General features: G+C 66.2%; 22 protein-coding genes. 7 read left to right on the top strand and 15 right to left on the bottom strand.

Annotated elements, in window-relative coordinates; all coding sequences use genetic code 11:
• Positions 1-216: 216 nt before the first annotated feature.
• Positions 217-1,452 carry a trans-sulfuration enzyme family protein gene (locus TX80_RS03645; RefSeq protein ID WP_049921514.1) on the top strand — a complete coding sequence of 412 codons (1,236 nt, stop codon included), beginning with the start codon at positions 217-219 and terminating at the stop codon, positions 1,450-1,452.
• A gap of 6 nt (positions 1,453-1,458) precedes the next feature.
• On the opposite strand, the gene TX80_RS03640 is transcribed toward TX80_RS03645, so the two are convergent.
• The 4 genes from TX80_RS03640 to TX80_RS03625 form a co-directional block, all read right to left on the bottom strand.
• Positions 1,459-1,737, bottom strand: coding sequence for a hypothetical protein (locus tag TX80_RS03640; RefSeq protein WP_049921512.1), 279 nt, complete (start codon positions 1,735-1,737; stop codon positions 1,459-1,461).
• Positions 1,738-1,835: 98 nt separating this feature from the next.
• Positions 1,836-2,963 (bottom strand): pyridoxal-phosphate-dependent aminotransferase family protein, encoded by a 1,128-nt coding sequence (locus tag TX80_RS03635; protein ID WP_049921511.1) that lies wholly within the window; start codon positions 2,961-2,963, stop codon positions 1,836-1,838.
• On the bottom strand, positions 2,960-3,676 hold the full coding sequence (locus tag TX80_RS03630; protein ID WP_049921509.1) for a class I SAM-dependent methyltransferase: 717 nt from the start codon (positions 3,674-3,676) through the stop codon (positions 2,960-2,962). The genes TX80_RS03635 and TX80_RS03630 overlap by 4 nt, the downstream gene beginning before the upstream one ends.
• 50 nt (positions 3,677-3,726) lie before the next feature.
• Positions 3,727-4,503 (bottom strand): NAD(P)H-hydrate dehydratase, encoded by a 777-nt coding sequence (locus TX80_RS03625; protein WP_049921508.1) that lies wholly within the window; start codon positions 4,501-4,503, stop codon positions 3,727-3,729.
• Between the two features lie 130 nt (positions 4,504-4,633).
• Here TX80_RS03625 and TX80_RS03620 point away from each other — a divergent pair, with 130 nt between their 5' ends.
• Positions 4,634-5,257 carry a phosphoribosyltransferase gene (locus tag TX80_RS03620; protein ID WP_049921506.1) on the top strand — a complete coding sequence of 208 codons (624 nt, stop codon included), beginning with the start codon at positions 4,634-4,636 and terminating at the stop codon, positions 5,255-5,257.
• Positions 5,258-5,270: 13 nt separating this feature from the next.
• On the opposite strand, the gene TX80_RS03615 is transcribed toward TX80_RS03620, so the two are convergent.
• The 3 genes from TX80_RS03615 to TX80_RS03610 all read right to left on the bottom strand — a co-directional run bounded on the left by TX80_RS03615 (position 5,271) and on the right by TX80_RS03610 (position 9,319).
• The gene (locus tag TX80_RS03615; RefSeq protein WP_049921505.1) at positions 5,271-6,023 is read right to left on the bottom strand and encodes a TraB domain-containing protein; all 753 of its coding nucleotides are present in this window, start codon (positions 6,021-6,023) and stop codon (positions 5,271-5,273) included.
• 101 nt (positions 6,024-6,124) lie between these two features.
• Entirely contained in the window at positions 6,125-6,265 is a 141-nt protein-coding gene (locus tag TX80_RS18885; protein ID WP_154658564.1) for a rubrerythrin-like domain-containing protein, read from the bottom strand.
• 114 nt (positions 6,266-6,379) lie between these two features.
• Entirely contained in the window at positions 6,380-9,319 is a 2,940-nt protein-coding gene (locus tag TX80_RS03610; protein ID WP_049921504.1) for a bacterio-opsin activator domain-containing protein, read from the bottom strand.
• 100 nt (positions 9,320-9,419) lie between these two features.
• On the opposite strand from TX80_RS03610, the gene TX80_RS03605 reads away from it, so the two are divergent.
• Complete coding sequence (locus tag TX80_RS03605) at positions 9,420-10,082, top strand: ERCC4 domain-containing protein (protein WP_049921502.1); 663 nt, start codon at positions 9,420-9,422, stop codon at positions 10,080-10,082.
• A 28-nt stretch (positions 10,083-10,110) separates the two neighbouring features.
• On the opposite strand, the gene TX80_RS19300 is transcribed toward TX80_RS03605, so the two are convergent.
• The 4 genes from TX80_RS19300 to TX80_RS19295 all read right to left on the bottom strand — a co-directional run bounded on the left by TX80_RS19300 (position 10,111) and on the right by TX80_RS19295 (position 11,472).
• The gene (locus tag TX80_RS19300) at positions 10,111-10,284 is read right to left on the bottom strand and encodes a DUF7556 family protein (RefSeq protein ID WP_195893026.1); all 174 of its coding nucleotides are present in this window, start codon (positions 10,282-10,284) and stop codon (positions 10,111-10,113) included.
• A 249-nt stretch (positions 10,285-10,533) separates the two neighbouring features.
• On the bottom strand, positions 10,534-10,740 hold the full coding sequence (locus TX80_RS03600; protein WP_049921501.1) for a DUF2196 domain-containing protein: 207 nt from the start codon (positions 10,738-10,740) through the stop codon (positions 10,534-10,536).
• Positions 10,741-10,807: 67 nt separating this feature from the next.
• Positions 10,808-11,215 (bottom strand): peptide-methionine (R)-S-oxide reductase MsrB, encoded by a 408-nt coding sequence (gene msrB / locus TX80_RS03595; protein WP_049921500.1) that lies wholly within the window; start codon positions 11,213-11,215, stop codon positions 10,808-10,810.
• A 95-nt stretch (positions 11,216-11,310) separates the two neighbouring features.
• Positions 11,311-11,472: a hypothetical protein gene (locus tag TX80_RS19295; protein WP_195893025.1), complete on the bottom strand. Its 162-nt coding sequence runs from the start codon at positions 11,470-11,472 to the stop codon at positions 11,311-11,313.
• A 418-nt stretch (positions 11,473-11,890) separates the two neighbouring features.
• On the opposite strand from TX80_RS19295, the gene TX80_RS03590 reads away from it, so the two are divergent.
• From TX80_RS03590 to TX80_RS19290, 4 genes are all read left to right on the top strand, one after another.
• On the top strand, positions 11,891-13,138 hold the full coding sequence (locus tag TX80_RS03590) for an ornithine cyclodeaminase (protein ID WP_049921499.1): 1,248 nt from the start codon (positions 11,891-11,893) through the stop codon (positions 13,136-13,138).
• Positions 13,139-13,216: 78 nt separating this feature from the next.
• Positions 13,217-14,851: a bacterio-opsin activator domain-containing protein gene (locus tag TX80_RS03585; protein ID WP_049921498.1), complete on the top strand. Its 1,635-nt coding sequence runs from the start codon at positions 13,217-13,219 to the stop codon at positions 14,849-14,851.
• 81 nt (positions 14,852-14,932) lie between these two features.
• Positions 14,933-15,889, top strand: coding sequence for a phytoene/squalene synthase family protein (locus tag TX80_RS03580; protein WP_049921497.1), 957 nt, complete (start codon positions 14,933-14,935; stop codon positions 15,887-15,889).
• Between the two features lie 76 nt (positions 15,890-15,965).
• The gene (locus tag TX80_RS19290; protein ID WP_195893024.1) at positions 15,966-16,118 is read left to right on the top strand and encodes a hypothetical protein; all 153 of its coding nucleotides are present in this window, start codon (positions 15,966-15,968) and stop codon (positions 16,116-16,118) included.
• A 118-nt stretch (positions 16,119-16,236) separates the two neighbouring features.
• Here the strand turns inward: TX80_RS19290 and TX80_RS03575 are convergent, their stop codons facing one another.
• The 4 genes from TX80_RS03575 to TX80_RS03560 all read right to left on the bottom strand — a co-directional run bounded on the left by TX80_RS03575 (position 16,237) and on the right by TX80_RS03560 (position 20,304).
• Entirely contained in the window at positions 16,237-16,926 is a 690-nt protein-coding gene (locus TX80_RS03575) for a YqjF family protein (protein ID WP_049921496.1), read from the bottom strand.
• Positions 16,927-17,023: 97 nt separating this feature from the next.
• A complete protein-coding gene (cruF, locus tag TX80_RS03570) occupies positions 17,024-17,887 on the bottom strand; it encodes a bisanhydrobacterioruberin hydratase (protein WP_049921495.1) in 864 nt (287 codons plus the stop codon).
• 1 nt (position 17,888) lies between these two features.
• Positions 17,889-18,758, bottom strand: coding sequence for a prenyltransferase (locus tag TX80_RS03565; RefSeq protein WP_049922187.1), 870 nt, complete (start codon positions 18,756-18,758; stop codon positions 17,889-17,891).
• Between the two features lie 10 nt (positions 18,759-18,768).
• Positions 18,769-20,304 carry a phytoene desaturase family protein gene (locus TX80_RS03560; protein ID WP_049921494.1) on the bottom strand — a complete coding sequence of 512 codons (1,536 nt, stop codon included), beginning with the start codon at positions 20,302-20,304 and terminating at the stop codon, positions 18,769-18,771.
• Positions 20,305-20,493 lie beyond the last annotated feature (189 nt).

Raw genomic sequence — 20,493 nt, 5'->3', positions numbered from 1 at the left:
TTTCCTTCCGGCAACGCTCTGTACTGCCTTCACATGGCACAGGAGTTCCGAGCCGGTCGGCCCACGAGAGCGTGCCGGATCGAGACGCGCTCGCAGTGAAGTGCCAGCCAGCGCGACTCTCGTCGATCTGGCAATAATCTCTGGTTATACCAAATACAGGAAAATATTACCACAAAATAGGAAGATATTACTCACTATCGTTCGTGTCGTTCGGACATGACCGCACCCGAACGGGCGTTCGAGACGCTCGCCGTCACCGCGGGCGAGGAGCCGTTCCGGACCGGAAGCGAAGCGGGCGACGTCACCGCGCCGCTCCATCTGGCCTCGACCTACGCGTTGCCGGGTCTGGACACCGAGTTGAGCCTCGACGACGTCGATCCCGACGCCGGCGAGTTCGTCTACTCGCGGCTGTCGAACCCGACCAGACACGCCCTCGAGACGCGACTGGCCGCGCTCGAGGGCGGCGAGTACGCGATGGCGTTCTCGTCCGGAACGGCGGCGATTTTCACGACGATCCTGTCGGTCGTCGAGCCGGGAGACCACCTCGTCGCGTTCGACGACCTCTACGCCGGCACCCGGCGGATGCTCGAGGAGGTCTTCGCGGGCCGGCTGAACGTGGACGTGGAGTTCGTCGACGCGACCGAGACGGCGGCCGTCGATGCGGCAGTCACCGACGAGACGGCGTTCGTCTGGATGGAGACACCAACGAATCCGAAACTCGGCCTCTGTGATATCGCCGCGATCGCCGCAATCGCGGCCAGCGCGGACGCGACCTTCGGGGTCGACAACACCTTCGCGAGCCCGTACTTCCAGCGTCCGCTCGAGTTGGGCGCGGATGTCGTCGCCCACAGCACGACGAAGTATCTCAACGGCCACTCGGACTCGATCGGCGGGGCCGTCGTTACGAGCGACGACTCGCTTGCCGAACGGCTCCAGTTTCACCAGCAGGTCGGCGTCGGCGATATGCTCGCCCCGTTCGACAGCTACCTCGTTCTCCGGGGGCTGAAAACGCTGCACATGCGGATGCGCCAGCACGAGCGCAACGCCGTCGCTCTCGCGGAGTTCCTCGAGGGCCATGAACTCGTCTCGGACGTCTACTACCCCGGTCTCGAGAGCCACCCACAGCACGACCTCGCCCGCGAACAGATGGACGGCTTCGGCGGCATCCTCTCGTTCGAACTCGAGGGCGACATCGACGACGCGGCGGCCTTCGTGGAAGCGCTCGAGGAGTTTACGCTCGCGGTTTCGGTCGGCGGCGTCGAGAGCCTGATCGAACTCCCCGCCGGAATGACCCACGAACCGCTTTCGCGGGCCGAACGGGAGAACCTCGGGATCACCGATACGCTCGTTCGCGTGTCCGCTGGCGTCGAGGGAACCGACGATCTGCTTGCCGACCTCGAGCGCGGGTTCGACGCGATACGGCGTCGCTCGTCCGTTCCGACCGACGACTGAGACCGGTTATCCGACGATCGAGCGCCAGCTCCACCCGGCGAGGGCGACGACGACGAGTACGAGGACGGCAAAGACGGCCCACTGCTGTGTCTGGGTGTCGGCGATCGGTCCGAACACGTCCATGACGCCGGTCGCCTGCATCAGCGCGATCACGAGCAGCCACAGCGCGAGGATCGAGACGACGGCGATCCCTACCCAGTTGCGGATGATCCGCTGATCCTCCTGTTTGGCCTCCGTTTTCGTATTCGTCGGTTTCTCCGTCGGCTCCCGATCGGGGTCGGACATACGGAGAGCTAGCCCGGTCGGGCGGGAAACGGTTCCACCTGCAGGTTCCGGCTTCGTTCCCGTCGGATACGACGCCCCGAGAGTCGAGTTTCTGTGGCTCACTCGAGCACGTCGGCCAGCGCGTCCATCGTCCGCTCGACGTGATCGACGCGGGCGTTGTGACCCATGTGGCCGATCCGGAGCACGTCGTCCTCGAGGTCGCCGAGCCCGGTCGCGAGGACGATCCCGTGCTCATCGAGCACGGCCTGTTGGAGGGTCGCGGCTCGGCCCTCGACGTCGAGTGCCGTCACCGTCGGCGAGCAGTCGGCCTCGTCGGCGGGGTACAGCTCCAGCCCGAGCGATCGGGCCCGCTCGCGACACAGGGCCGCGGCCGTCTCGTGTCGATCGAAGACGGTCTCGAGGCCCTCCTCGAACAGCAGTTCGACGGCGGCGTCGAGCCCGTAGAGGTTCGCCGTCAGGTGCGTGTAGGGGAACCACTCGTCGGCGGCGGCGGTACGCCACGGCTCGAGGTCGGTGTAGAACGACTGCGTCTCGACGGCTTCGATGCGGTCCCACGCGCGGTCGCTGATCGCGCAGGTCGCCAGCCCCGGCGGCGCGCTGAGACACTTCTGGCTCGCGCCCAGACAGACGTCGATCCGGTCGGTCGGGACGGGCGTACCGCCCAGCGACGAGACCGCGTCGACGACCGAGATGACGCCGCGGTCCTCGAGGACGTCGAGGATCGGCTCGAGGTCGGTGAGCGTCCCCGTCGGCGTCTCGCAGTGGACCATCGTCGCGAGATCGAACGGCTCGCCGGCGTCGGCTGCCCGATCGAGTTCGTCGCGGACGGCGTCGGCCCCGAGGGTCCCCCGCCAGGGGAACTCGCAGGTGACGGCCTCGCCGCCGTACTGTTCGACGAAATCGGCAAAGCCGTCGCCGTAGAGCCCGTTCGAGAGACAGAGGACGCGGTCACCTTCCTCGACGAGCGAGGCGATCGCGGCCTCGAGACCGAGGATGCCTTCGCCGCCGAGGACGACGACGTCCCGGCTCCCCGCCTGTCCGCTCGAGTCGCTGCCGGCCGTCGGTCCGGCTCGATACAGCCGTTCGAGTTTCTCGGTCAACGATCGGTAGAACTCGAAGAACTCGGCCTCGACGTCGGGATTGGGCGTCGGTTCGGCCATTCGGTTCCTGACGGCTCCGGGGACCTCGGTCGGTCCCGGCGTCATCCGCACCCTGTTCGTGGTCATACCCCTATGCCCACGTCCGTTCCGATAAACCCCTCGAGCCCGGCGCGGCGTCGCCGGAGCGTCCCGCGGACGACCGGCGTTACGGGAAAGATCCCGAACGAAACGCGCTCGATCTCCTCGACGGCGAACGCGTCGTGTTCGACGAACCGCTCGACGGTTTTCCGGGTCAGCTGGCAGCCGCCGGCGGCACGCTCCCACAGCGGGTTCAGGAGGTCCTGTCCCGTGCCGCGCCAGCCGTCGGCGTGGACGTGCTCGAGAAACCGGAACTCGCCGTCCGGTTTCAGGACGCGTGCGACCTCGTCTATGGCGGCGTCGGGGTCCTGAACGGTACAGAAGACGACGGCCGAGACGACGATGTCGAAGGCGTCGTCCGGATAGGGAAGCGACTCCGCGCGGGCGTCACGGAGCCGTACCGGAACGTCGTTCTTCCGGGCCGCTCGGTGCGCCCGCTTTCGCATGTGCGGGTCCGGTTCGATGGCGTGGTACTCGAGACCGTCGTCCGCGTTGGCGGCGACGAACGGAACCATCGCTCCGTTTCCGATGCCGAGTTCGAGGACACGCCCCGAGAGGTTCCGGGCGAGATACGTCCGGTGGGGCTTCATCGACGGCGGTTCGGGCAGCCATCGATCGTACACCGCCGCGAAGAGCGGGTGGGAAACGGTCGGCTCCGAACCGTCTCCCGTCGAGGTTCCGTGCGGGTGGTCGTCGGACATTCGTCTACTCGAGGTGACGATCAACTGACGGATAACCGTTTCCCCGACGGCTACCGGATCGTGTTCGGAATGCTGTCGATCACGTCGGTCGCGAGGACGCCGGGTCCGTATTCGGCCGTCGCCAGCTCGCCGCTTTTGCCGAGGATCCACGCGCCCAGTTCCGCCGCCTCCCGCCGTTCCATCCCCTGCCCGAGCAGCGAGGCGGTGATCCCGGCGAGCGTGTCACCGGTCCCTGCGACGGTCAGCGCCGACGTGCCGGTCTCGTTGTGCAGCCGTTCGCCGTCGGCGACGATCTCGTCGACGTCCCCCGTCAGCGTGATCACCGCGCCCGTCTCCTCGGTGAACGTCTCGAGCGACCCGTAGGTCTCGTAGATCGGGTCGTCTTCGGAACCACTCGGCGTGAGCACGGCGTTCGAGAGGTCGGCCTCGAGCGCGGGTTCGATCGCGAGTGCGTCGACCACGACCGGGATGGAGACGGAGTCGATCGTCTCACAGACCGCCCGCGTTTCCGCGTCGACCAGGCCGGGACCGATCACGAGCGCGTCCGCCCACTCGCTGACATCGCGGGTTCGCTCGACCGCGCCCTCGTCGAACCGCTCGCCGGCGTAGTAGCTGACGAGCAGGTTCAGCGAGTGGCTCGCGACGATCTCGTAGATGTTCTCGGCGACGAGCGCGCGAACGTGGTCCGATCCCGTCCGAAGCGCGGCCGTTCCGACGATCGCCGGCTGATTCGGATAGTCGATGCTGCCGCCAACGACGGCGACGCGGCCGCTTTCCGTACCGGACTCCTCGGACACGTTCGACAGCGTTCGTTGCAGGCGTCCCATACGGGTCGTCGCGAGGCTCCGGTCGTAGGCGTTGGGCAGGCGTGTTCCGGTCGCTTCCGGGCGGCGGATCGGCTGCCGTCGTATGCCACGTCAAACCGTAGTGCGTGGGCGATCTACGTCCGTTAGACCCATGTTCGACGACAGGACCGACGCCGGCAACCGGCTCGCGGCCGAACTCGAGCGCCGCGGACTCGAGGCCGATATCGTCCTCGGGATCCCGCGCGGAGCCTTGCCCGTCGCCCGGCCCGTCGCGGATGCGCTCGGGGCCGAACTGGATATCGTCGTCGCCCGGAAGATGGGCGCGCCGAACAACCCCGAACTGGCCCTCGGCGCGGTCGCGAGCGACGGCAGCACCCGGTACAACGACGATCTGATCGATCGGCTCGACGTCTCCGAGACCTATCTCGAGGAGATCCGCGACGAAGAGGCCGAAAACGCGCGCCTGAAGGCCGATCGGTACCGGGAAACGGACGGCATGCCGGATCTGCGCGGGAAGCGCGTGGTCGTCGTCGACGACGGCGTCGCGACCGGGGCGACCGCGACGGCTTGTCTGCGGCAGGTTCAGGAGGCCGACGCCGACACCATCGTCCTTGCGGTCCCCGTCGGCTCGCCACAGTCGATCGAGTCCCTCGAGCGGGAGGCCGACGAGGTGATCGCGCTCCGGACGCCCCAGAACTTCCGCGCGGTGGGCCAGTTCTACCGGGAGTTCGGACAGGTGACCGACGAGGAAGCGATGGCCTACCTCGAGGGCTGACCGTCGGGGGTTCTCAGTCGATCGGAATGCGGGTCACCGTCCGCGACGGCGATCGGACCGGGACCGGCGTCTCCCCGTCGTCGTCCCGCGACTCGAGGTCCTCGAGGCGGCGCTCGATACCGAGGTGATGTCCCGCCCCGACGACCGCGACGACGTCGTGGCCCTCACGCCGGAGTGCGTGAAGCCGCGCGGCCATCGCCCGATCGCGGCGGTCGATCAGTACGTCCGTCAGCTCCGGGAGGAACCACCGGAGCTGTTCGATCGCCGGCTGGACGTCCTCGCCGCTCGTGATGTCCTCGAACGGCAGCGTGAGCAGTTCGAACTGCGCGACCTGCTGGCTCGGGGGCATCCGCTGGGCCCGGACGAACAGTTTCGGCAGGAGGTCCGGACCGACCCGTGAGGAAAGTGCGGCGACGGTCTCTTCGATCGGATCGTCGATGAGCGCGACGTCGGTCCCGAGTTCGGCGGCGGTCTCGATGGCCGTCTCCATGTCGGTCTTGCCCGGATCGAGCCCGTACAGTCGGACCACTGTCCGCTGGACCGCTCGCAACACGTTGTAGGCGGCCGCAGTCGCCGGCGGAAGGTCCCGGGCCAGTTCGAACGGAGTCTCTCGATCGGTTCGCTCGAGGCGTTCGTACCGTCGCTCGTCGAGTTCGACGGCGACGAGATCTGGCTCCGTCTCGCGGATCGTCGTTCGCACGCGACGGCGGTGGGTCGGCGAAAAGTGGACGCTCGGGACGACGGTGATGGATCCGGTGGCGGACATCCCCTCGACGTTCGCGCTCTACGGTCTTGAAACAGTGGCCTGCGGTACCACTAACCACGAAAGGGGACGATCCGCCACCGGTGTCCAATGGGACGACGCCGTTACTCGATCGGCGTCCGCCGGTTGCGCATGTCGGCACCACAGTCGGGGCATGCGCCCGGGGTCGACGCTTGCACGACGGTGCCGCACGCGAAACACTCGTATGTCGATTCCTCCGCCGGGTCGTATTCGATGTCTTTCATGGTGATTCGACCGTCTCCGCCGGGGGAGCACAACGGTCGCGATCGAACACTATTCGGAAGACGTGGATGAGCGTACTCGTCAGATAGCTAGCGCCTCCGAATCAGTAGGGTTCACTATTCAACCGTAGGTACAGTATTTGCCGGAAGGCCGAGTTCGTCGAACAGGAGGTCGAAGAGTTTCCGCTGGACCGTCCGGTTGTGTCGGTAAAACGCTGCGGGCGAGATCCCCAGCGTCTCGGCGATTTCCTCGCCCGATCGGTCCCGCGGCGACTCGAAGTAGCCGCCGTAGTAGGCCAGTTGCACGACCTCGAGCTGTCGTTCGGTAAGTCGGTCGAGTATCTCCGACCGGAGGTCCCGCGGCGTGGTTCGATCGACGCTCCGTTTCGACCTGAGTTCGACGTCCGAGAACGTCTCCGAGACGACGGTCGCACTCCCTCGAGCATCGACGCTTCGTGGGACGTCGACGACGATCCGGGCACGCTCGGGCGTGGCTTCGACGCTCCGCAGGACCACGCCGTGGTCGGCGAGCCGAAGGGCGAGAAACGGCCGCGAAAGCTCCACGAGGACCGTCCCGCCGGGCTCGCGTTCGGTGCCGGACCCGGTTCCGGCGTCGTCGCCGTCGGACGCGTCGTTGATCACCTGCGCACCCTCGACGGCGACGAGGTCGTCGGCGACCGAGACGACGTCCGTGGGCGGACACCCTTCGACGGTGACGAACACCGCGGCAGCGTCTTCCCGCTGTCGAATGCCGCCGTCGAACGAGAGCACACACTCGGCCCGCCGGGCGAGTCGCGTAAAGACGAAACTCCCGTCGCGAACGTCGAACTCGAGGCGCGTACTCGCGTTCGACAGGAGCGCGCTCTTTCGCTCGACCGCCGCGATGGCGGAGGCGATGGTCTCGCCGAGTTCCTCGAGGACGGCCCGCGTGACCTCGTCGAACGCGTCGGGACGGTCGGCGTAGACGGTCATCACGCCGTAGGTGAACTCGTCGTACGAGAGCGGGACGCCGATGACCGACTGGTACTCGCGTGGAAGCGCCTCCTTTCGCCACGACTGGCCGCACTCGTGGAGGGCATCGGCGACGTTGGAGACGACGGTCACCTCGTTCGTTCTCGCCGTCCTAACCGCCGGTTCGGTTGCAGCCGCCGTCAGCGAAAGCGAGACCCCGTCGAGATAGTCCCGACCCTGTTCCGTTCCGCCGTGAGCGCGCGACGCCAAGCGATCGCCGCCGGGGTCGACCGCCCCGATCCAGGCGAACGAGAACCGATCGGCGGCGGTGAGACGGTCACAGACCGCGGCTTCGATCTCCTCGCGCGTCTCCGCCTGTACCAGCGCCTGGTCGATCTCCCGGATGATCTCGTTGATCCGGTTGAGTCGCGTGAGCTGTCGATTCCGTCGCTTGAGTTCGCGGTCCCGTTCGCGGAGGGTTCGTTCCCGCTCGACCCGGTCGAGCGCGGCCTCGGCCGTCGCAGCCAGCAGGTCGGTGAGTTCCCGCGAGACGTCGTCGAACGCGTCGACGGTCGCCGATCCCGCAACGAAGACGCCGTGATCGCCAAGCGGGACGAACGCGGCGCTTCTGATCCCGGTGGTCGGATCGGACAACAGCGGCGACTTGTGAACGTCCGCGAAGAACCGGCTCTCGCCTTCGACGAAGACGTCGCCGGGGATGCTGTCGCCGCCGGGCTGGTGGGCAGGTAACGGGCCGTGTAACGCGTCCATTCCCGGCGAACGGGCGGCCGGTTGCAACACGTTCTCGTCCGTCTCGAACAGGTACGCGGCGCTCGCTTCGAGATCGAGGACATCGGTTGCGTCCTCGACGACGAGGGTGGCGATTTCGCGGTCCGTTTCGGCGTACAGCAGTTCCCGTGCGGTCCGGTGGAGCGCCGTCAGTGCCTCCTCGCGGCGTTTTCGTTTCGTGATATCCCGACAGCTATAGAGGACCGTCCCGCCCTGGATGTCGACCTCGCGGACGTTGACGAGCAGCGTGTGTTCACGACCCGCCTTGTCCGTCGCCGTACACTCGATGTTGGTCAACACGCCTTCCGTCGCCAGCTCCTCGCGGTCGAACAGGTCCGCCTCGAGGAGTTCGTCGATCGTCCCCATCTCGTGGATCTCGTCGTCGGAGTAGCCGAAGATGAAGTGGACGTTCGGACAGACGTACGTAAACGCCCCGTCGTCGTCGGTGATGAGGACGGTATCGGTCATGTTGTTGAGCGTCACCCGGTGAAGCTGTTCGGACTCGCGGAGTTCCCGCTCGAGGCGGACCCGCTCGGTGACGTCGGTTGCCCGCGCGAGCAGGGACACGACAGTCCCGGAGTCGTCCCGCACGGGCCGGACGGTCACCTCGAGTGCGTACGACTCGCGCTCGCCCGGCGGCTCGTCGGTCGCGCGGGTCCGGGCAACCTCCCGGTGGACGACCTCGCCGTTTGCCGCCCGGTCGACGGCGTCTCGAACCACGGATTCCCCCTTTTCGGCGCGCTGCCACAGCGATAACGTCGGGAACGGACAACCGAGAACGTCGTCCTCGGTCGCGTCGAGCGCCCCGAGCGCGGCCTCGCTGGCCCGCCGAACCGCCCCGTCCGGCTCGAGCACCCAGGCGTACGTCTCCGGATCGTCGAATATCGCGCCGAACTGGCGCGCTCGCGCCCGCCGTCGCCGTCGCTTTCGGCTCGTCGCCATCGCTCGCTCGAGGGCCGCGGCGAGGTCGTCGTCGGATCGATCGCGGGGAACGTACTCCGTGACCCCCGCGGCGACAGCGGCACTCGCAACCGCCTCGTCGCCGGCGTCGTCCGGAACGAGCACGACCGGAACCGTCGGATCGCGGTCGCGTAGCCGCTCGAGAAGAGCGACGCCGGTCCCGTCGGACAGCCGCTGGGCGGTCACCACGCAGTCGACGGGACCTGTCGCGAAACGCTCGAGAGCCGCCTGTGCGGTCGCGACCGTCCGGACGTCGGTGGGGCCGGCTTCGAGGTCGTTCGTCGCTGTACGCACGGGTTCGTCCTCGAGTCCGACGACGAGGAGTCGGCGCTCGTCGCCGGGCCGTGGGGAAACCATCGTTCGCTTCGCTACGGGCGGACGGGGATAGAAACCATCGCTTCGACCCGTTTTCGAACGAACCGATAGCCGTTCCCGTCTCGAGGACGTTCCCGCGGGTATGCGCGTTGCCGTCACCGTCGACGATCGGGAACCCGCCGGACTCGTGGCGGCCGTCCGCAACCATCCGGACGTGACCGACACCGGCGTCGAGCGGCTCTCGGCCGGCGACCTCGCTATCGGATCGGTGGGAGTCGAACGGAAGACGCCGCGGGACTACGTGACGAGCGCGATGGGGCGGTCCGGCTCCGATCTCACCACGCAGGTCGAGCGTCTGGCTGCGGTCTACGACCACTCGTACGTCCTCCTCGAAGGGGGGTTCGACGATTTCGACTCGCTTCGAACGGGCGTCTCGCCGGCGTCGATCCGTGGGTCGATAGCCTCGATTACGGCGCGTCAGGCGGTGCCGGTAATCCCCTGTACGGACCGCCGGACGCTCGTCGACTTCGCGGTTCGACTCGGCCGAAAACACGTCGAATCTCCCTCGAGCCGCCAGCTTCCGGCCGGCTCGGTTGCGAGTCAGCGCGAGCCGACGACCAAGCGAATGTACGGGTGTATCGAAGGGATCGGTCCCGAGCTGGCGACGGCGCTGTACGAGCGGTACCCGACCGTCGAGGAACTCCTCGGAGCGAACCGCGAGGAACTCACTCTGATCGACGGGATCGGCGAGGGACGCGCGAACGCGGTCTACGCCGCGTTTCGAGACGACGGCTCCGATGGCTGAAAGACCGCAAGCCCCGACGCGGCTGTCGTTATCGCCACTCCTCGAGGGAGGCGGTTTCGGCCTCGCTCATGGCGACCCAGACGTCGTCCCGCGCGATATCTGCGATGACGAGGTGTGGCCGCCCGTCGATTTCGTCGATCGCTGCGACGACGTCTCCGGTCTCACCCGATCGGCTTCCGATCGGCGCTGCGTCGGGCATCATAGTTAGTGATATTACTCTGTTGACTATGAATGTGTCGGATCTTTCTGAAACTCTGGTTGAATACCCAATCAGAATGGGTAGTGTTCCGCAGCTATCAAATATATTTCCAAAAATATCGACGATCTTCGACTGTATGGATGCTCCGCGGCTGAATCACGGGAGACCGATGGGGGCTTCGAGGTCGACGGGATTTGGGGTGCCGTCGAACGCACCAAACCGAGCCACACTCGAGTTCGGGACGTGGACCGGTTACTCGTCGTGGACGACGGACTGGACGTGGCCGACGGCACCGCTTTTCAGTTTGACGTGGGGCCCCTCGGGATCGTCGCCGTGAATCGTCCCGACCTCGCCGATGATCGGTTCGGTGTCCTCGGACTGGACGTCGGCATCGTCCTGAACGATTTCGACGGTCATCCCCTGACGCAGTTCCTCGGCGGTCGGTCGTTCGTTGGACATGGCCGACGGTGAGCCGGGGAGTTCGAAAAGCGTGCTGCCTGCACGTTCGGCGATACCGGTCGCTCCCTCACTCCTCGTCGAACTCGAGGGCGACGGAGTTGATGCAGTATCGCTTGCCGGTCGGTTCGGGGCCGTCGTCGAAGACGTGTCCGAGGTGACCGCCGCAGTTTGCACACAGCACCTCCGTCCGGCGCATGCCGTGACTGGTGTCGAGTCGGGTTTCGATGCGGTCGTCGTCGACGTCGGCGAAACTGGGCCAGCCACAGCCGGATTCGAACTTCGCATCGGAGTCGAACAGTTCGGTGCCACAGCCGGCACAGGCGTAGCTGCCGTCGGCTTTGTGATCGACGTATTCGCCGCTGAACGGCGGCTCAGTTCCGGCCTCTCGAAGGACCCGGTACTCCTCCTCGTCGAGTTCCGCCCGCCACTCCTCGTCGGTCGTCGGCTGATCGTGTCGGGGTTGCTCGTCGCTCATACGACTGCTAGAACGGAGACGACCAAGAGTCTGTTTCCACCCCTTTCCGATCGCGATCACCGCCGTCCTCGAGCAGTGTTACCGAACCGATCGATTCACCGGCGTGTGATGATGTCGGTACTCTCGCAGTTCGGACACTGGGTCATCCGGCCGAGTTTCGGAACGTCGATTCGTCCCCACTCCTCGCCGCCGCCGGGAGCTTCGAACCCGCAGTTGCGACACCGGGACCGTCCGGCAAACGCTGAGTCACTTGCCATACTCGGATATATGCCACTAGGTACCATATATGTTGGTCTCAATTGCCGTGACTGAACGCGACCGGATCGAAAGGAGCGTGTGACACGGTTCGGGGGCCACAGGAGAACGGGGTATCGCGGTCGTACTCGCTGACCCGTCCGAACCGATCGGAGACCACTGGGCCGGTGCCGACCCGAGCCGTCTCGCGGCCTCGTGTCGACGCATGGAACGTCTCGGTCGTTACGGGGACGAACGACCGAAACGGGATATCCGGTCGGGTGGGCGCGGGTGATCTCCGTGGGAGTCATCCACGTCCCGGTAAAAAAACGTTATCGTGACACACAGGTCGTGGAACGGCGGCAAGGGAAGGTGTGGGCGACGTTCCCGTCGTTTCACGGACACACACATTGACGGTCTCCGATCGTCAATTGTCCCCTAATGACAGTCGCACAAACCGTCGAACTCGAGGGACACATCATCGACTCGGGGACGATGGGGAACTGTTTCGGGGTCGTAATGGAGATGGGCGGCGAGTTCGAGGTCGAGGCGTTCGAGGTCGGCCGTCACAAACACGACGAGACGTACTGTCGAATGACGGTGCTTGCCGAGACGGAATCGGACCTGCGGGCGATCCTCCACGAACTCAACCAGCAGGGGGCGACGGTGGCCGATCCGCGTGACGCGAGACTCGAGACCGCGCCGGCCGATCAGGTCGTTCCCGTCGACTTTTACTCGACGACGAACCATCCGACCGCCGTCCGTATCGACGGCCAGTGGGTCGAGGTCGAAAACATCGAGATGGACTGTGCACTGGTCGTCGAGGGGATCGAGTCGGAAGCGGACGACGGGCCGCGGGTCTCCACCAAGGTCCTCAACGCCGTCGAGGAGGGTGATCTCGTCGTCACCGGCGAGAGCGGCATCAGGGTCGATCCACCGGAGCGACCGCGCGACGGGGGGAGTTCCTTCGGGTTCATGCAGGGAGGCGTCTCGAGCGAACGCCCCTCGGCGTCGCTGATCGAGGAGATCGCCGACGAGATGCGCGAGGTCAACGAGAGCGACGGGACCGTGCTCGCGGTCTGTGGGCCGGCGATCGTCCACTCCGGCGGTCGGGACGCGCTGGCGGACCTGGTTCGGGCGGGCTATATCGGCGCGCTCAGTGCGGGCAACGGCTTTGCGGTCCACGACCTCGAGCGGGATCTCTACGGAACCTCGCTGGGTGTCGATACGGAATCGCTCGAGCACCCACGAAAGGGACACAAACACCACATCTACACGATCAGCGAGATCGTTCGCGCGGGCGGCATCGCCGAGGCCGTCGCGGACGGGATCGTCGACGAGGGCGTGATGTACGAGTGTATCGAAAACGACGTCCCGTACGTCCTCGCGGGCTCGGTTCGTGACGACGGTCCGTTGCCGAACACCATCACCGACTCGATCGAGGCCCAGAACGCGATCCGCGAGCAGGCACAGGAGGCCGACATGGTGCTTATGCTTTCGACGCTGTTGCACTCGGTCGCCGTCGGAAACTGCCTGCCCTCGACGACGAAGACCGTCTGCGTCGACATCAACCCCGCCACCGTCACCCAGTTACTCGATCGCGGCAGCGCACAGGCCATCGGGATGGTCACCGACATCGGCACGTTCATCCCGATGCTCCGCGACGAACTCCTCGAGTCGACCCCGTAATCGCCACTGAACGGGGTTTGAGTCCGCCGTCTCGGGGCCCCACGGCCGTTAATACGTTGGCGATCCAATACTCACCCGATGGTCCACCGGCAGTCACTCGCCGAGGCGGCCCTCGAGACGCTCCCGATTACCGTCGCTGTCCTCGCTGCCGACGGCGAGATCCTGCTTACGAACCGCTCCTGGCGCGAGTTCGGACCGGACGGCCATCCCGACGACCACGTCGGCGTCAACTACATCGCGACCGCCAAAATGGACGCCGACGACGACGAGCACGCACGGCGCGCGGTCGACGGCATCGAATCGGTTCTGGCCGGCGACCGGGCGACGTTCGCGATGGAGTACCCCTGCCACTCGCCCGAGCGAAAGCAGTGGTTCATGATGCGAGCGAGTCGATTTACCGTCGACGGCGACACCCACGTCTCGGTCGTCCACCTCGAGATCACCGACCGGAAACTGGCGGAGATCGCCGCCGAGGAAACCGCCGCACAGCTTCGGGACGAACGCAGCACGCTCGAGCACGTCCTCGACCGCGTGGACGGTCTCGTCCGTGACGTAACCGACGCCGCCGTCGGGGCGGGCACGCGAACGGAGATCGAACGACGCGTCTGCGATCGGCTCGTCGACACCGAACCGTACGTGCTCGCCTGGATCGGCCGGGTGGACGTGACGAACAACCGTATCGCTCCCCGCGAGTGGGCCGGAGCCGACGACACCCCTCTCGAGGACGATGCCCTCGTCCTCGAGTCGGACCAGTCGCATCCGGCCGTTCGGGCTGTCGATGCGGATCGACCGCGGGTGATACAGGACGTCACGGCCTTCGAGGACGCGGACCAGTGGTGGCCCGCGAGTGCGGGCGATCTGTTCCGGTCTGTCGCCGCGCTCCCGCTGACCTACGGCGACGTGACATACGGCGTTCTCGTTTTGTTCGCCGACGAACCCGACTGCTTCGAGGACCGCGAACGCCTCGTCCTCGAGTCGCTCGCCGGGACGGTCGCAACCGCGATGAACGCCGTCGAGACCCGCCGAATGCTCACGACCGAGACGGTCGTCGAACTCGAACTCACGATCGACGATCCGTCGCTGTTCGCCACGGCGCTTTCGACCGCACTCGAGGCCCCGATCACCTATCGAGGACTGGCCTACGATCGTGACGGGACGCCGCTCGTGTTCTTCCGCGTCGGACACTCCGACGGCGCGACCGTCGCCGAAACCGCGACAGCGCTCGAGCCCGTAACGGCCGCCACGGTCCTGTCGTCGTACGACGACGGCGTTCTCCTCGAGTTGGCGCTTTCCGACGGGATCGTGACGACCCTCGCGGAACACGGCGCGGTCGTTCGGCGGTTCGCCGTCGCCGACGGCGTGGCGGATCTCACGCTCGATCTCCCCAACGGACAGTCCGCACGATCGGCCTACGACCTGCTCGAAACGCGGTACGATCGCGTCGAACTGATCAGCTACCGCGAGGACGAACAGCCGACGCGAACGCCGCGTGACCTCATGGCGGAACTCGAATCGGCGCTGACCGAACGCCAGGAGATGGCGCTGCGGAAAGCCTACTACGCCGACTACTTCGAGTGGCCCCGCGACGTCTCCGGCGAGGAGTTGGCCGAGTCGATGGGGATCTCCCGATCGACGTTTCACCAGCATCTCCGGGCCGCACAGCGGAAACTGCTCGACGAACTGTTCACTCACGACCCCACTAGTGAGGGGTAGCTATTTTGTAACCATCTGTCGTATCGAGTCCATCCGGAACGCGGTCAAAGCGTCCGGCAGGTTCCGGAGTCGTGAGTGAGAATGCAACGGGAACACGTCGATGCGAGCAAGGCGATCCAGAAGCGAACCGGGAAGACCTTCTACCTCGCGACGCGGTTTCTCCCACAGCGGGTCCGCCACGCAACACACGTGCTCTATGCGTTCTTCCGGATCGCCGACGAAATCGTCGACGACGCCGAGGGCGTGCCACCAGCGCGACAGCGCGCCGAACTCGAGGCGCTTCGCGCCCGGGCGCTCGGCGACGCCGAGCCCGACGACCCCGTACTCGAGGCGTTTCAGGACCTTCGGGTCCGATACGACATCGATGACGGGGAGATCGACCGGTTCGTCGACGCGATGGAGACGGACATCACGACCAGCCGCTACGAGACGTACGACGACCTCGAGTCGTACATGCGCGGCTCCGCAGCGGCGGTGGGCGTGATGATGACTGCGATCATGGAACTGGAGCCGGAACTGGAGTCGGCCGCGATCCCCCACGCCATCAAACTCGGCGAGGCCTTCCAGTTGACGAACTTCCTGCGGGACGTTCGCGAGGACCTCCTCGAGCGCGACCGGATCTACCTGCCACAGGAGACCCTGCGGAAACACGGGATTTCGAACGCGCAACTCGAGGCGCTCGAGTACTCCGACTCGTTCGCGGCGGCGATGGCCGACGAACTACAGCGGACGGAGTCGCTCTACCGCGAGGGCGTCGCCGGGATTCGGTATCTGCCCGCGGACTGTCAGCTCCCCGTCCTGTTGGCGGCCGTCCTGTACGCCGAACACCACGCGCTCATTCGGGCCCGGGACTACGACGTGCTCACGCAAGAGCCGTCCCTGTCGACGACGCGGAAACTGTGGTGTCTCGCGAAAACGCGCTGGCACTGGCACTGGAACCGCGACCCCGAAGCGGTCTTCCGGCGGGTCTCCGCCGTCCCGACCCTCGAGCGGGAGCAACACGAGCCCGGACCCGGCAGTCGCGTGCCGACGCAGTGATCCCCGCGGACGCACTTTAACCCCCTCGATATGGTGGTTGACACGCTGTGGGGACGGCCATCCTACGGGTTCGTGTATGTCAACCGACGATGCAGGCAGTTCGATCGACGTCGATCGACGCATGGCCCGGACGACCGCGATCGGTCTCGGCGTCTGGCTGACGCTTACGTTCGCCGCCGTCCTGTTGTTGCTCCTGTTCGGCGGAACGCTGGCCAGCGTCTTCGTCTGATCGTCGCGGGGACGACCGACCGCAACCGCGTTCTCGACCTCTCGACCGGCTCCCGACTCGAGCGAGTCGCCAGTGGCCCGGCTCGAATCGGCCCCGTCGAAGGATGCCAACTGCGAGATCACAACCGGGTGCTTCGTGAGGCGACCACGTCGAGGCCGGGACTGTAGTAAGAGACCGGATCGGCGTTCGGCTCGGCGAATCCGTGGGCCGAAAACAGCGTGTTCGTTTCGATTTCGGCGGCAGCCGGGTACAACGTCCAGGGCTCGTGTTCGACGTCCGTGTAGCGGATCGAGCCGTCTTGAGCTTCGGTGTAGAACCGATAGCGTTCGACCAGAAACTCGCCGAACGGATCGCTCGGGGCCGAAAACGGGTCGCCGGTCGGCCAGTACGTCCCCTCGTACTGGGCGGGCCGTGCGCCCGGATGCCGACGCCGGCTACTGAACGTGACGCGCCCGTCGGTCCGGCCCAGCGCGATGCGCGCGTAGTAGTAGGGGAGGTGATAGAAGAGCCGAGCACCGAGAACGCTCGAAACACCCTGTGCGTCGAGGCTAAAAAAGTAGACGCTCGGAACCCCGGCGTGAGTGACGTACGTTCTGACGTTGAGTTCCGGCAGTCGGATCCCGAGTGATTCGGGTACGCCCGCCGGTCGGACGGCGACGTTGGTGAACGGAACGATCGAGAGCCACGCCGAGCCGTCGTACACGTCGGCCTCGAGTTCGTTCGGGAGATGGGCATCCATCACGGCAGGATCGATCGGCCAGTTCTCGAACAGTAGCTGCCGCCATCCCATTTCCAGTGGAACGACCATAGCAACAGTCCGCCACACGAACAAAAATCGCTTTGGCACGGTCGGGTCCCCATCGGCTCCACGGAGTTACTAACGGGCAGGCGTGGAGGGGGACTCGTCATCCGACACCCGGAAGCGCCGTCCGCAGCAGGTCTCGATCGTACCGATCGGTACGCAACAGCCCCAAACAGAACAGGCCGGCCACGCCGGCCGCCAGCCAGTTGCCATAGAGGAGGTTGATCGTCCCCCAGAGCAACACGAAACTCACCAGATCGTCGAGGATGAACTCGCAGGCTCGAACCCGCTCGAGCAACGCCTCGCGGTCGAACGCGAGATCGACGAGGACGACGGCGACGGTACCCGAGACGAGCCAGCCGACGTAGTTCGAGCGCGGGACGCCGTAGTACGGGCCGGCGGGGACGTACTCCCAGAAGCCGATCGCCACGGCGGCGGGATCGAGGACCAGATCGATCGCCACCACGGCCGCGACCGCAACGGGGAGTCTGACAAGCGAGTTCACACGCCACGTCTCGAGCACCAGCAGCGTCAGCAGGTAGGCGTTCAATACGAGCGGAACGAAAAACAGCGGCAGGGCCAGCGGAATCTCGCCGAGGACCATCGGTCCAAGCTGGACGGCGTATTCGAACGCGCCGTATGGCCAACCCGTTCGCACGCCAACCAGCTCGATCGCGTAGGTATAGGCGGTCAGGACGCCGAGACAGCCGAGTGCCCGCCAGCCGATCCGCGGCAGGAGGCCGACCAGTAGCGGCGAGCGCATCACGACCGTCCCGACGAAGATAGCCAGCGGATTGTACGCCAGCGGTGCCGGGACCAGCGCCGCTGCACTCCCGACCAGCATCACCGCCCCGACGACGGGAAAGACCACGGCGATCGTAACCCGGTTCCCGCGGACGATCGTCTCGAGGCGTCGCTGGACGGCCTTTCGCGTGTCGCCGGGCCGTGAGACGGTTGGCGCGTCCACGTCAGACCACCCTCCAGAGCCCGCCCATCGTCAGCACGGTGCCGACGACCGTGTTGATCGCCGGGAACCACCAGTAGGCGCGATCGACGGCGACGCTCGAGGCGACGATCGCGACGACGAGTCCGGGGTAGACGAGCATGAGCGCGCCGAGTCGACCGTCGAGCGCGCCGAAGGCGGCCGCGCTCGCCAGCCAGCATGCGCCGCAGTAGGCGTAGGTACGGAGTTCGCCGAGGGCCGTCGCGGTCGTTCTGATCCCGGTCTCGCGGTCGGGTTCGATGTCGGGGATCGCCGAGAAGGTGTGCATCCCCATCGCCCACAGCCAGCCGCCGGCGACGGCAAGCGCCGGCGGCTGGACGCCCGACACGGCCGCGTAGGCCGCCCCACCGGGGGCAATGTAGAGTCCGTTCGAGACGGAATCGAGCACGGGCGTCGTCTTGAACCTGATCGGCGGGGCGCTGTAGGCCGCCCCGAGGACGAGAAAGACCGCGAGCCAGGGCCGGGCCGCGCTCGGGACCACCGGGACGAACGTCAGAGGCAACGCGGCACAGATCACAACGACGATCGGGACGTATCGCTGTCCCCGGTAGCGGCTCTCGCGTTCGTCTTTCTTCGGGTTCGCGGCGTCGATATCGCGGTCGTAGATGTCGTTGATGCCATAGAGGAAGACGTTCGCCGGAACGAGAAAGTAGAGCCAGAGCACGACCGCGGTCGGCACGAACAGGTCGTCGACGGTCTCGGCAGCGTAGGCGACCCCGATCATGACCGGGCCGGCGAGATACAGCCAGAACCGTGGTCGAGAGAGCGAAATCAGGTACGCAAGCCGATCGAAGCGGCCTTCGTTTCCGCCGGTCGCCGTCGAACGTGCGGTCATGGGTTCGTACTCACGATCGTTCCGTCGCGTCCGGCGTTTCGCGGCCACGTTCCGTCCGGCCCGGCCGCCCGTGATCCTCGAGTACCGTCTCGGCGGTTAGCTCGCCGCTGATAAGACACATCGGGACCCCGATGCCGGGCGTGGTGTCCCCGCCGGTGAAGTACAGCCCGTCGAGTTCGCTCGAGCGGTGTGGCGGCCGGAAGAGCGCGGTCTGGCGGAGGGTGTGGGCCAGCCCGAGCGCGGTCCCCTCGTAGCTGTTGTACCGATCGGCGAACTCCTCGATACAGAACCGTTCCTCGAGAACGATCCGATCGCGGAGGTCGGTGCCGGTGTTGGCGGCGATGTCCGCGAGGATCGCGTCGCGGTACTGCGCCCGGCGGGCCGGCGTGTCCTCGAGTCCGGGCGCGATCGGCACGAGGACGAACAGCGCGCTGTGTCCGTCGGGGGCGACATCGTCGTCCGTTTTCGACGGCACACAGAGGTAGTACGCGGGGTCGTCGGGCCACTGTGGGTCCTCGAAGATCCGGTCGAAATGGGGCTGCCAGTCCGTCGGGAGGACGAGCGTGTGATGTGCCAGCTCGTCGACCTCGCCCTCGACGCCGAGATAGAGCAGAAACGCCGACGGGGCGTACGTCCGCGCGTCCCAGTAGTCGGCGTCGTATCGCCGCCGCTCCGGCGGCAGCAGGTCCTGTTCGGTGTGGGCGTAGTCGGCGTTGCTCACCACCAGCTCGGGACGCAACGGACCCTGCGTCGTTTCCACGAGGAACGCACCCTCCCGGCCTTTGATCGCCGTCACCGGCCGGTCGGTCTCGTACGTGACGCCCAGCTCTCGGCCCAGTTCCGCGAGCGCGTCGACGACGGCACCGATCCCGCCGTCGGGGTACCAGACGCCGAGGTTGAAATCGACGTGGCTCATCAGGTTGTACAGCGCCGGCGTGTTCGTCGGCGACCCGCCGAGAAACACCAGCGTGTACTGCATGATCTGCTGGAGTTTCGGGTGGTCGAAGTAGCTCTCGACGTGGTCTTGCATCGATCCCAGCAGGGAGAGGCCACGTGCCTGCCGGGCCACGTCGAGATCGATGTAATCCCGGAGCCGGGTTCGATCCTCGTAGACGAAGTGTTGCATTCCGACCTCGTAGTTCTCGCGTGCCTTCTCGAGGTAGCGATCGAGGGCCTCGCCCGCGCCGTCCTCGTAGGTCTCGAAGACGGCTTTCGTTCGCTCGCGGTCCGGCGTCACGTCGACTCGATCGCCGTCCTTGAAGAAGATCCGGTAGTGGGGGTCGAGATGCGTCAGCTCGTAGTAGTCGCCGGGCGTTCGGTCGAAATCGGCGAAGAACCGCTCGAACACGTCCGGCATCAGGTACCACGACGGTCCCATATCGAACCGGAACCCGTCGCGCTCGAGGCGACTCGCGCGCCCGCCGAGTTGCTCGTTTTTCTCGACGACGTGGACGTCGGCACCCGCGTCGGCGAGGTAACACGCCGTCGAGAGTCCGCCGAACCCCGATCCGATCACGACGACGGACTCGCCGGCCAGCGATTGCATACTCGACCGTGACCGTCGGCGCGGGGAAAAACGTATGTCATACATACGTAGGGTTCGCCGCACTCGGCGGGCAGGGGCGGCCTCGAGAGAGGAGGGGACCCGTTCACTGTCGGTCGTTCCGACTGCTAGCGGGCGGACGACCGATCATCGAACATGACAAATACTGACTCGGATCATCCTCAAAGCCAA

It is taken from the genome of Halopiger djelfimassiliensis (genome assembly GCF_000455365.1).
Lineage (GTDB): Archaea > Halobacteriota > Halobacteria > Halobacteriales > Natrialbaceae > Halopiger_B > Halopiger_B djelfimassiliensis.
This window is presented reverse-complemented; position numbering and strand designations above follow the sequence as displayed.